This window comes from Nocardioides immobilis (assembly GCF_003515065.1).
GTDB lineage: Bacteria > Actinomycetota > Actinomycetes > Propionibacteriales > Nocardioidaceae > Nocardioides > Nocardioides immobilis.
Window position 1 is genome coordinate 155,376 of the sequence record NZ_QXGH01000020.1, and the last position, 11,535, is coordinate 166,910.

Consider the following 11,535-nt stretch of genomic DNA (forward strand, 5'->3'; position numbering starts at 1 on the left):
AATACTGCCGACGCAGCGCGAGCCAACGAGCCTTTAAAGGGGGCCGATGATCGGCTTCCCGTCGGGGCCGGGTCCAGCGGCCGCGGCGGCGGTGGTGAGCTCGTTGTAGGCCCTCCACGGATGGGTGGTGTTACCGGTCGCGCTCATGTGCGCCGCGATGGCGCCGGTCACCATGGGTGCGGCGAACGACGTACCGCTCCACCGCGCCAAGCCGTCGAACTGGCGAACCTCCGGAGTCCCGCTCTGGGTCTGGGGGTTCTTGTTCTCCGGGTAGTGACAGGTGTAGGTGCCGACCGGGAACGCGTTGACGAGGTCGCGACCCCGGGCGTAGACCTTCACCCACTTGCCGAAGTTGGAGAACTTGGACCGCTTCCTGTCCGGGTCGACCGAGCCGACGCCGACCACCCAGGGGTACGCCGCGGGGTAGAACTTCTCGTCATCACCATCGTTGCCCGCCGCGGCGACCACGAGCGTGTTGACGTTTTTGATGACGCCCTTCGTGGCCAACAGGATCTCGAGCCCGAGCAGGCCGTTGTTGTTGAGGGTGCGCGAGCCGGCCGAGATGCTGATCAGCTGGGGGAGGTCGTTCTCGTTGATCGCCTCGTTGAGCTGCTCGCAGATCTCCGACTCGGAGACCGCACCGCCGTGGGTCAACACGCCCTCGACCTCGACGCGGGCTGCCGGCGCCAGGCACTTGATCACCCCAGCGACGAAGGTGCCGTGACCGGCGTACTCGTGGATCTCTGTCCCGTTGAGGTGCTCCTCGTCCTCCTTGTCGGCGTACACGTCGGAGACCCACTGCTTCGTGGTCGGGTGTGAAGCGGCAGCAGTCCACCAGCCGGTGTCGACGACGGACACGCGCACGCCGTCGCCGACTTGCCCGTCCGGATTGACCGGGGGCCACGGCCCGGTCTCGCGTGGCCGCTCGGGCTCGATTGCCGGGCACAGGTTGCCGACAGGGCCGGTCACGTACAGGACGTGGTCGGGCTGTGCCAGCACCGGTGGCTCCTTGTCCTCCTCCTCGTCGTCCTCGTTCGACCTCTCCCTGTCGCCGAACTGTGCGCGGCGCTCCTTGTCGATCTCGTCGAGGGTGACGAGCACGGAATCGGCCTCGTCAGAACGAGAGGGCATATCGACCATCACAAGGCCATCGGGCAACCGGACGTCCTCCCTGCGCACGGGCGCCCGGCCGCCGAAGAGATCGTCCCTACGTGTGAAGAAGTCAACGAACTCGTCGAAGTAGCGCTGGTCGTCGGTGTTGTCACGAACGAGGGCAATCCCCGGTCGGAACAGGAAGTTTGCGTCTGCGTCGTCCTTGGCGAGGTACGGGCCATCGGGCGCGGCCACGCCGACGTCGCCGTTTTCACGGAACGCCCGCCGGACGACCGCGACCTGACTTCGAAGCCGCTCGGCGTCAACGCGAGGGGGGTCCGGCTTGGCGATCGGCGGCTTGATCGGAGACCACGGAAGGCGGAATCGAATCCTTTCGAATAGGTCGCGGAGGGAGAAGGTCGGTCGGGGGGACTCGGTCATGATGCTCCTCGCGGGGGCAGGTAGGGGGCGGGCTCCGGGCCGAGTCCCGCGCGCGGCGCTAACGTAGTCCCGCTCCGTCAGACCCGTAAACAGGGGAAACCCCGACTACTCGAGGCGCAGATGCTGGAGGAACTGCTCGAACTGGCGTTCGCGGATCCGGATGAGGCCCTTCGTCAAGCGGCTCAGTTGACCGCTAAGGGGACAGACGCAGCCGCACGCTCCTACGCGCACCAAAGTCGGGGAATCGTGCTTCGGCACATGGGACGGTCAGAGGAGGCTCTTGGGGAGTTGAGGGAGGGTCTCCGTGCTGCGCGACGTACTGGCGACGATGCACGGGTCCGAGATGTCCAGGCGACCTACGGCGCCACCCTGGTGTTCGCGGGTCGCACCCGGGCCGGCCTGGAGCAGATCGATGAGGCGCTGACAGGAGCGACTGGACCTAGCGGGGCGCGAATCCGGATGCGAAAAGCGGGGGCCTTGGTCCTGCTCGGCCGCCACGATGAGGCTCTGCCTGTGATGCGAACCGCGCTCAAGGAGATCATCCGCAGTCGCGATCTCGTTTGGGAGGGGCGAACGAGGATCTGGCTCAGCTTCATCGAGCTCTGCCAGGGCCGGATTGATGTCGCCGAAAGCGAATCGCTACTCGCCGAACGGGTCCTTCTGCGGACGGACTCAATCGACGTATTGGCCGCGATGGAGAACCTCGCTGAGATCGCCATGGCTCGGGGTGACCTGGTCGGAGCACTAACGCGCTACGCCGCAATCGTCGATGGCTATCGAGATGCAGGACGTCCGATGCGGTTCGTTGGAACGGCTGCGCATGCCTCCGCATACCTAGCGGCTGGATTGGCAGACGAAGCGGTGGCCATGCTTGAGGACAGACTCAACGGGACGTCGCTACCTGCACTAGAACAAGCAGAGTTCGATCTGCTGATGGCGACCGCGATGCTCGCCGCCGATGAGCCCGAGCGCGCGAGAACCGCGGCACGCCGTGCGAGATCGGTGTTCTCGCGCCAGGGACGGGGTTGGCACGAAGCACGGGCGCGTCTGATCGAGGTTCGGGCGGGTCTTCTGGCTGGCCGTCGGGTCAGCCTCTCCCGAGATGCCCTTCCTACGGCGCAAGCACTCCATCTCGAGCGCGCCGACGAGGCGCCTGTCGCGCTGACTGCCGCCGGCCGCATCGCCAGCGGTGACGAGCGCCTCCAACTCTGGCGCAGAGCAGCGACCTATCGCCATCGTCCCAACGGCCTCGTGCGGGCAAGCGCCTACCTGGCTGGCGCTTTGGAGCGGGAGGAGTGCGAAGACCGGGGCGGCGTCCTCCGCGCCTGCGGTGCGGGCCTTGACGCGATCGACGAGCACCGGCGGTTGATGGGGAGCTCCGAGCTGCGGGCTCTGGCGACGACCCACGGCCGCGAGCTGACCGAGATTGCCCTCCGCCACGCCGCGCACGAGCCGCGCTCCCTCCTCCGTTGGAGCGAGCGCACCCGCGCCACTGCTCTCGCCCAGCCGCCCGCGACGTCAGACGCGGCGACCATCCCCGCCTCCCTCGCGGCGTTGCGCGACAACGGCCGCCGCCTCGCGGAAGCCCGACAGGCGGGCGAGCCGACGGAGGATCTGGAGAAGGAGCGGCTGCGCCTGGAGCGGGCGGTCCGCACCGAGAGCCACACCCAGTCCGCGGCCGACACCGACCCGCAGCGGCCCGCGACTGCTGAGGAGATCGTGGCTGGCGTGGGCGACGGGTGCCTGGTCGAGCTGGTCGATGTCGACGGCACCCTGCACGTGCTCGTCGTTCACAACGGCCGCGTCCGCCGCCGGGTTGCCGGCACCACGGCTGAGGTCAACGACCTGCTGGGGCCTGCGTCGATGCTGCTCCGACGGGCCTCCCGCGGCCGCCCGGCCAACACGGCCGACATCGGCCGCCGCCTCCAGGAGGCGATTCTCGGCGACGCCGCACGCCTGATCCCGGACGGCCCGATCACCCTCGCCCCGACCGCCCGCCTCCACGGCTTGGCTTGGTCGCTCGTGCCCACCCTGCACGACCGGCCGTTCAGCGTGGTGCCGTCGGCGGGGCAGTGGCTCCGCGCCCGAGAGGTACGGCGACCGACCCCGCGCCGCACCCTGCTGGTCGCCGGGCCGAACCTCGAGTCAGGCGGAGCCGAGGTCCCGGTCCTCGCCCGACGGCTCGCGGACGCCGTACTGCTCGATGGTCCGCAGGCCACCGTGGCGGACGTCCTGGCAGCCCTCGACGGCGCCGACCTCGCCCACCTCGCGACCCACGGGCGGTTCCGAGCCGACAGCCCGCTGTTCTCGTCCCTCGACCTCGCCGACGGACCCCTCACCGTTCACGACCTGGAACGACTCACCACCGCGCCGTACCGCGTCGTGCTCTCCGCCTGCGAGTCCGGTGTCCTCGCCCCCGTCGGCGCCCAGGAGCTACTCGGCCTGGCGGCTGCGCTCTTCTCGATCGGCACGGCCGGCCTGGTCTGCAGCGTCGCGGAGGTCAACGACGCGGCGACCGCCGGGCTGATGGTCGGCCTCCACGACGGCCTCGTCCGAGGCGACGACCCGGCGACCGCGCTGCTTCACGTCCGCCGAGCAGCAGCCGCCGATCCGGTCGCCGCCGGCACCGCCGCCGCCTTCGTCGCGCTCGGCGTCTAAGCGAGCTCGGAGTATGATCACAGTATGACGACCCGCATCACCGTGAGCCTGCCCGACCACCTGGTCGAGCAGGTCAAGCGGGCGGTCGAGGACGGACAGGCGCCGTCGGTGTCGGCGTACGTGGCCGAGGCGCTGCAGGAGAAGACGCCGCCGATCGGGCTCAAAGCGCTGCTCCGCCAGTGGGACGAGGAGCTCGGCCCGCCCAGTGCGGCAGACCGCGCCTGGGCGAAGGCACAACTGGCCCGCGTCGATCGGGAGATGGCGGCGCGGCACGCGGAGCCTCAGTGATCGTAGATCTCACGCTCGACGCCGGAGCTCTCATCGCGATCGAGCGGGGCGACAGCACAGTCCGATCGATGGTGGATCAAGCCCTCGCGGACGGCCGGGCGATCCATGTGGTGCCCGGCGTGCTTGCGCAGGTCTGGCGTGGCGGGCCGCGCCAGGCGAGGTTGGCCGCGTTCATGGACCAGTCTGAGGTCACGCTGGGCAACCTCGATCCCGACACGGCCAAGGCCGTCGGAGTGCTCATCGGCCTGACCGGCCATGCCGACGTGGTCGACGTCCACGTCGCGCTGCACGCGCGCCTCCACGGCCACGCGGTGATGACCTCCGACCCCGACGACATCCGAGCTGTCGATCCTTCCCTCAGTCTGATCGAGGTCTGAGCTCAGTCGTCGCCGGGCTCGGCCTCGTGCCCCGGCCGGCCATGAGTACGACGCGCCTCCTTCAGCTCGGCCTCGTACAGGTGGCGCCGCCCGCCGACGAGCTCGTCCCGAGCCGACGCCTCGAGTGACTTGAACAGCGCGTAGTAGCCGTCGTCGTACTCCTCGACGATCTGGAACGTCCACCGCCCGTCGAGCACGTTGCGCCCCACGAGCTCCCGCTCGAACCGGTCGGCGAGATCACCATGACCCGCCTCGCGCAGCTGCTGCACGCCCCTCCCCAGCGTGAAGTCGGCGGTGCCGGACAGCCGGTGGAACGCGTAGAGATGGCCGCGCGCGATCTCGACCGCCTCGAGCGCCTCGGAGATGTTGCCGAGCGCCTCGACGGTCAGGTCGTCGATGCCGTCCGGGCGGGTGTGCTCCTCACTGGGTCCCATCCTCCGATGCTGACAGATGCACCCGATTGTGCGGGACGCCAAACGGCAGGCCCGACCTTGGCCACTCGGGCCGAGAGGTTGACCCGCCCGCCGGCGGCGCGTCGTCGAGGACGTTGACCTGGTCTCCGTCTACGCCGCCGTCCAGGCCTGCCCGGTCCAGGCGCTGAGCCTGCAGGACTGACGCTCCGGCCGCAGGCGCCTCGGCTCAGGCGTCCGCTGCCGGCCCGAAGATCCGGTCCTCGATGACCGGGGTGAGCTCGACGGCCGAGCGCGGTCCCCCTTCCAGGACGATCTCCTGGCCGGGCTGCCGGAACAGGAAACCCATCAGGTGCGGACTCATCAGGGCTCCGTCGGACGGCTCCTTGTACGGCGGCTCGGACGGTGGTTCGTCGTCGCTCGCGACCCTGACCTCGGTCTCGTCACCGACGACCGGCTCGGCGGTGAACGCGTCGAACACCGCGAACCCGCCCCGCAGCTGCTTGACGAACGGCTCGTCGAGGCCGTCGAGGCCGTCGAGGGCCAGTCGCGCGTCGCCACCCTTGTTCCACTGGAACACGCCCATCGCCGACAGGCCGGCGAAGCGCCGGAACGGGATCGAACCCTCGAGCTCGGCGACCGTGCGGGTCGTGTGCTTGGACTGGTGGGTGACCCGCGCGAGGTCGAAGAAGAGGGGTCGTCGAGCGTCAGCGACTGGTAGGGATCCACCACGACCCGGCGGTCGGGCCCGGGCCCGCGGTCGGTGAGCTCGCCCTCCGACAGCAGGTGGTCGCACAGCAGGTCGGCGATCTTCGTGGAGTACTTCAGGTGGAGGTGGCTGTCCTTCATGAACACGTCGTCGAGCTCGCCCTGGTGCTTGTCCACCTCGGCGTAGATGTCGAGTACGTCGATGCCGTGGAGCTGGGAGCTCTTGCGGTGGAACTCGTAGACGTCGAGGTCCCGGAACGAGCGCACGTAGGCCATCGAGGGGAAGAACACCGACACGACCCGACCCGGCAGCGTGCTGTAGAGGGGCGTACATGTCGTTGATGGAGCGCTCGACCTGGTCCGCGGAGAGGGCGGCCTTCCTGCGGTGGTAGATGTCGATGATCATCGAATCGAGGATCACGAGGTCGGCCGTCTCCAGCAGCTGGCGGTGCTGGTTCCACATGTGCACGTGGAACAGCGAGCAGCTGCCGCCCATGGAGAGGTTGTAGACATCGATGTTCTCGGCCGCGAGCCGCTCGGTCACGATCTTGCTGAAGCCGAAGCGGAAGACGCAGTTCGAGTTGCCGACGATGACAGCGTGCACGACTACCTCATCCCCACGGCGCGGTCGCGTGCACGTCCGTCCCGCCGGACACGATGTAGGCGTCCGGCAGGGGGCGTCGACGTACGCGATCCCGCGCGGCTCGATGTCCCAGTACGACAGGTCGATGCCCAGCCTGGCCTTCACGTCCTCGGCGAGCGGGAGCGTGTACTTCTCCTGGACGTACTGGTAGAGCTCGCGGTCCATCGTCTTGGTCCACAGCGACTCGCACTTGGCGGCCTCCTCGATCACCTGCGGCGAGGGGTCGTCCCAGTGCGGGTTCTGGTAGCCGCGGCCGTTGCAGTAGACCAGGGTGCCCTTCGGAACGCGGTAGACGGCGCCGTCGCGCTCCTCCTCGTAGTCGCCGTCCTTGGCGTGGACGAAGCGAGGGGTGTAGCCGGCGTTGACCTTCTCGTCGGCGTCGGAGCTGTAGTAGGAGACGTCGTTGGGCAGGCCGAGGAAGTCGTAGATCTTCTCCTCGAACTGGGGGGCGTCCCGCTTGAAGTGCTTCTCGTACTCCATGAAGAGGAAGTTCTCGGACCCGAACTGCTCGACGTAGCGCTCCAGGAGCTCGCCCAGCGGGTGGTAGAAATTGCCCTTGCCCTTGCCCTTGCCCTTGCCCTCGAGCTCGTCGAGGAAGGTCGCCGCCAGCCGCCGGGAGCGCGCCTTCTGGAGGTAGCGCGAGTAGGCGAAGTCGGTGAACCGCCGGAAGGTGAAGATCAGGCGGACGTCGGTCCCGACGGTCTCCTCCAGTCGATCCATGGTCTTCGGCTTGATGTGGCAGCCGGGCGAGATGTCGGCGACGAACCGCTCACCGGTGTGGTTCCTGAAGCGGTGGCGGTACCAGTCGGCGCCCTTGCTCCAGTGCTGGAAGTTGCCGAAGAAGTTCAGCTCCTTGAGTCCTCGGACACACAGATGTCCGGGTGCCTCAGGAACAGCTTGTGGATGAGGGTCGAACCGGCTTGCCCATGCCGATGTAGAAGACGTTCGGAAGGGGGCCCGGTTCGTACGCGGGCGCAGATTCCACCTAGGCTCCGTACTGACTTGGCGTGATGCCCGGTCGGGCAGGACACCACTGATGCTAGCCGGTGACCCGGGCCGTCGCGCACGACCTGCACTTGTTGCCGGATCCCGAGGCCGTCACCTCCGGTGACACGCGTTGGTGCGGACCACCAGGTCGTCGACGACGGCGGTGATGTCGCCGCCGCTGCGCTCGTACGCCGCACGCTGGCGACTCGCTCCGCCACCCGCCAGAACCCGCTCGAGTCCGTCGTGGACGAAGGCGGTGTCGCCGCACGCCTCGAGCTGGTCGCGCACGGTCGCCACGAGCTGCGCCAGCACCTCGCGCGCCGGGCTGAGCTCGACCGTGGTCGGGCTCAGCATCCGGTCCGACAGGCCGAATCGGGCCGCCCGCCACTGCGCCGCCTGCAGGAGCTCGGCGCGCCAGGGCGGGCAGGTGCCAGTGTCGGTGGCGTCGGGCCCCGCATCCGCGAACCGCATCACCAGGCTGCGCACCAGGGCCGCGATCAGGACGCCGTCGTCCGGGTCGGCGCACACGTCCGAGATCCGCACCTCCACCGTCGGGTTCTCCACCGACAGCCGGGCGTCGAAGTAGAGCATGCCGCGGTCCCGCGCGGCGCCGGTGGCGATCAACCGGCGGCTCACCTCCTGGTAGACCTCCAGCGAGCCGAACCGCTCCGTCGGGCCGGCGCTCGGCCACTGCGCCCACACCTGCGACCGCCAGGACTCGTAGCCGGTGTCGTGGCCCTGGGAGTACGGCGAGTTCGCGCTGATCGCGAGCAGAACCGGCAGCCAGGGGACCAGCCGGTCGATGACCGCCACCCCCTGCTCGTCGGAGTCGACCTGGACGTGGACGTGCATGCCGCAGATCCCGCCGGTGCGGGCGATCTCGCCGTACAGCGCGACCATCGCGAGGTACCTGTCGTCCCGCGTGATCCGCAGCTCGCCGGTCGCCACCGGGCTGGTCCCGGACGCGACCGTGACGACGCCGGCCCGCTCGGCGGCCCCGGCGGCGGCCCGCCGTTGGGCGACCACGTGCTCGCGCACCTCGCTGATGTCCGCGGCGGGAGGCGTGCGGGTCTCGAGCTGGTGCCGGAAAAGCTCCTTGTCGAGGTCCTCCTCGGACCTGTCGGGGCTGTGCGAACGTCGGTGGGTGGCCTGCTGCAGCACCCGCTGGGAGCGCGGAGAGACGTGCCGGGTCGCCGGATCGACGAGGAGCAGCTCCTCCTCGATGCCGATCGTCCGCGGTTCCACTGCTGCGAGGTACCCCGAGGCGCTCGGCGTGATCCGCTTAGGCTTCACCCATGACTCATCCCACCACCTCTGCCCGGGAAGCCATCGCGGCCATCCAGGGGCACGAGGCGTGGGCCATCATCCGGCGCTCCACCCGGGCGGGTGATCGCGACACGGTCGGCCTCCTCGGCGGTCGCCGATGGGTCGCCGACTCGATCATGGACATCCCGCTCGAGGACGGACCGCCGCCTCCGGGACGGCAGTGCGACCGGCTGGTCGCCGTACCGTTCCGCCAGGTGGCCGAGCGCGGCTTCGACGTCCACGACGACGGCACGCCGCTGGTGGTCGTCGACGTCGAGACCGAGCAGGAGTTCAGCGTCGCCGACATCGTCGACGCCATCGACGACGACGGCGTGGACTTCTCCGACCGTGGCGGCTTCGACCTCGACGACAACGACTACGCCAAGGTCGTCGAGCAGATCATCTCCGAGGAGATCGGCCAGGGGGAGGGCGCGAACCTCGTCGTCGGGCGCACCTACCGTGCGGTCGTCGCCGACTGGGGCGCCGACAAGGCGCTCGCCGTCTTCCGCCGGCTGCTCGAGCGGGAGCGCGGCGCCTACTGGACGTTCCTGTTCTTCACGGGCGACCGCTACCTCGTCGGCGCCAGCCCGGAGCGGCACGTCAGCGTGCACGGCGGCGACGTCCGGATGAACCCGATCTCGGGCACTTTCCACCTCCGCCCGCCCGCCGGCGACGACCGGGGGACCGACGTACGGCTGGCGGAGTTCCTGCGCGACGAGAAGGAGATCTACGAGCTCTTCATGGTCGTCGACGAGGAGCTCAAGATGATGTGCGACATCTGCCACGAGGGTGGCCAGGTGCTCGGGCCGTTCCTCAAGCCGATGACGCACTTGATCCACACCGAGTACCTCCTCGCCGGCCGCACCTCCCGCGACGTGCGCGAAGTGCTGCGCGACACGATGTTCGCCGCCACGGTCACCGGGTCGCCGGTGGAGAACGCCGTCCGGCTGATCAAGCAGTACGAGCCCGAGGGCCGCGGCTACTACGCCTCGGCGCTCGCGCTGTTCGGTCGCGACGCCGACGGCGAGCACGTCATCGACAGCCCGATCGTCATCCGCACCGCCGACGTCGACCTCGACGGCCGGCTCAAGGTGACGGCAGGCGCGACGCTGGTGCGCGACTCCGACCCGGCGTACGAGGTCGCCGAGACCCACGCCAAGGCCGGCGGCATCCTGTCGGCGTTCGGGCTCGTCGACCGGGCGCCGGTGCCGACCGTCGACGTCGCGACGCTGGTCGCCGACGAGGACGTGCTGATCGCGCTCAACTCCCGCAACCAGCGGCTGAGCGGCTTCTGGCTGAACGACCAGGCCGGTACGCCGCCCGACCCGCGGCTGGCCGGCAAGAGTGTGGTGATCCTCGACGGCGAGGACGACTTCGTGAACATGCTGCGCCACCTGCTGGCGGTGATGGGCATGACGTCGGCCGTCGTCCGGCACGAGGACTACGAGCCTGGCTGCCTCGACGGCTACGACCTCGTCATCGTCGGACCCGGCCCGGGCGACCCCCGTGACGACGAGGACACGAAGATGGCGTCGCTGCGGCACGCGGTCGGTTCCCTGCTCGAGGCGGAGCGGCCGTTCCTCGCCGTGTGTCTCGGTCACCAGGCGCTGTGCCACCAGCTGGGCATCCCGCTGGCCTACAAGGACATCGTCTTCCAGGGCACCCAGTCGGAGGTCGTGGTCGACGGTCGCCGCGAGCGGGTGGGGTTCTACAACACCTTCGTCGGTCGGGTCTCGACCGGGGCGGCGCTCCCCGAGGGCGTCAGCGTCGAGGCCGATCCTGCGACCGGCGACGTCAACGCGCTCGCCGGGCCGCACTACCGGGGCGTCCAGTTCCACGCCGAGTCGATCCTCACCGAGCGCGGCTGGGACATCGTCCACGACCTGGTCTCCGCCGTCCTGCTGCCTGCCGGCTGAGTGGTGGGGGCATGGCCCGCGCGCCCGACGTCGTCGTGGTCGACCACCACGACTCCTACACCCAGAACCTGGTGCACCTGATCGCCGGCGTGACGGGCGTGCTGCCGACCGTGGTCCAGCATGACGAGTGCGGGCCGGAGGAGGTGCTGCGCCACGAGTACGTCGTGCTCTCGCCCGGCCCCGGGCATCCCGCCGAGCTCCGCGACTTCTCCGTCGGCCGGGAGGTGCTGCTCGACGGCAGCCGGCCGGTGCTCGGGGTGTGCCTCGGGATGCAGGGGATGGTGACGTCGTACGGCGGCGTCGTGGACCGTGCCGTGCCCGCCCACGGTCTGGTGGCCCGGATCCGGCACGACGGCGCTGGCCTCTTCCGCGGGCTGCCCCAGGACTTCGCGGCGGTGCGCTACCACTCGCTGGCCGCCGTGAAGCTGCCCGACGTGCTGACGCCGACCGCGACCGCCGGGGACACGGTGATGGGGGTGCGGCACGTGGACCTGCCGCAGGAGGGCGTGCAGTTCCACCCCGAGTCGATCCTCACCGAGCACGGGGTCGCGATGCTGGCCAACTTCCTGGAGCACCGATGAGCAGCCCTGTGTCAACGTCAGGCCGCGTCAGCGGCGTCGAGGAGTGCTCTGAGGGCGCCGTGTTGGTCGGGGTCGTAGGCGGTGTCGTTCTGCCAGCAGCGCCAGATCACACCGAGCCAGGCTCGGGCC

The 11,535-nt window shown here is 69.5% G+C and carries 9 protein-coding genes; 5 read left to right on the forward strand and 4 right to left on the reverse strand.

All coding sequences use genetic code 11. The annotated features are described in order from the left end of the window. Positions 1 to 33 precede the first annotated feature (33 nt). On the reverse strand, positions 34 to 1,533 hold the full coding sequence (locus D0Z08_RS17020) for a S8 family peptidase (RefSeq protein WP_118926437.1): 1,500 nt from the start codon (positions 1,531 to 1,533) through the stop codon (positions 34 to 36). 933 nt (positions 1,534 to 2,466) lie between these two features. On the opposite strand from D0Z08_RS17020, the gene D0Z08_RS17025 reads away from it, so the two are divergent. The 3 genes from D0Z08_RS17025 to D0Z08_RS17035 all read left to right on the forward strand — a co-directional run bounded on the left by D0Z08_RS17025 (position 2,467) and on the right by D0Z08_RS17035 (position 4,856). Then, the gene (locus D0Z08_RS17025; protein ID WP_182481355.1) at positions 2,467 to 4,191 is read left to right on the forward strand and encodes a CHAT domain-containing protein; all 1,725 of its coding nucleotides are present in this window, start codon (positions 2,467 to 2,469) and stop codon (positions 4,189 to 4,191) included. 24 nt (positions 4,192 to 4,215) lie between these two features. Then, positions 4,216 to 4,479: a ribbon-helix-helix domain-containing protein gene (locus tag D0Z08_RS17030; RefSeq protein WP_118926439.1), complete on the forward strand. Its 264-nt coding sequence runs from the start codon at positions 4,216 to 4,218 to the stop codon at positions 4,477 to 4,479. Between the two features lie 68 nt (positions 4,480 to 4,547). Continuing rightward, complete coding sequence (locus tag D0Z08_RS17035) at positions 4,548 to 4,856, forward strand: hypothetical protein (protein WP_220454225.1); 309 nt, start codon at positions 4,548 to 4,550, stop codon at positions 4,854 to 4,856. A 2-nt stretch (positions 4,857 to 4,858) separates the two neighbouring features. Here the strand turns inward: D0Z08_RS17035 and D0Z08_RS17040 are convergent, their stop codons facing one another. From D0Z08_RS17040 to D0Z08_RS17050, 3 genes are all read right to left on the reverse strand, one after another. Next, entirely contained in the window at positions 4,859 to 5,290 is a 432-nt protein-coding gene (locus D0Z08_RS17040; RefSeq protein WP_118926441.1) for a hypothetical protein, read from the reverse strand. A 205-nt stretch (positions 5,291 to 5,495) separates the two neighbouring features. Next, positions 5,496 to 7,337 (reverse strand): hypothetical protein, encoded by a 1,842-nt coding sequence (locus D0Z08_RS17045; protein WP_118926442.1) that lies wholly within the window; start codon positions 7,335 to 7,337, stop codon positions 5,496 to 5,498. 378 nt (positions 7,338 to 7,715) lie between these two features. Then, a complete protein-coding gene (locus D0Z08_RS17050) occupies positions 7,716 to 8,897 on the reverse strand; it encodes a carboxylate-amine ligase (protein ID WP_245994053.1) in 1,182 nt (393 codons plus the stop codon). 2 nt (positions 8,898 to 8,899) lie between these two features. Here D0Z08_RS17050 and D0Z08_RS17055 point away from each other — a divergent pair, with 2 nt between their 5' ends. Both D0Z08_RS17055 and D0Z08_RS17060 read left to right on the forward strand, forming a co-directional pair. After that, the gene (locus tag D0Z08_RS17055; RefSeq protein WP_118926443.1) at positions 8,900 to 10,825 is read left to right on the forward strand and encodes an anthranilate synthase family protein; all 1,926 of its coding nucleotides are present in this window, start codon (positions 8,900 to 8,902) and stop codon (positions 10,823 to 10,825) included. Positions 10,826 to 10,836: 11 nt separating this feature from the next. Beyond that, positions 10,837 to 11,406, forward strand: coding sequence for an anthranilate synthase component II (locus tag D0Z08_RS17060; RefSeq protein ID WP_118926444.1), 570 nt, complete (start codon positions 10,837 to 10,839; stop codon positions 11,404 to 11,406). The last annotated feature ends 129 nt before the right edge of the window (positions 11,407 to 11,535 follow it).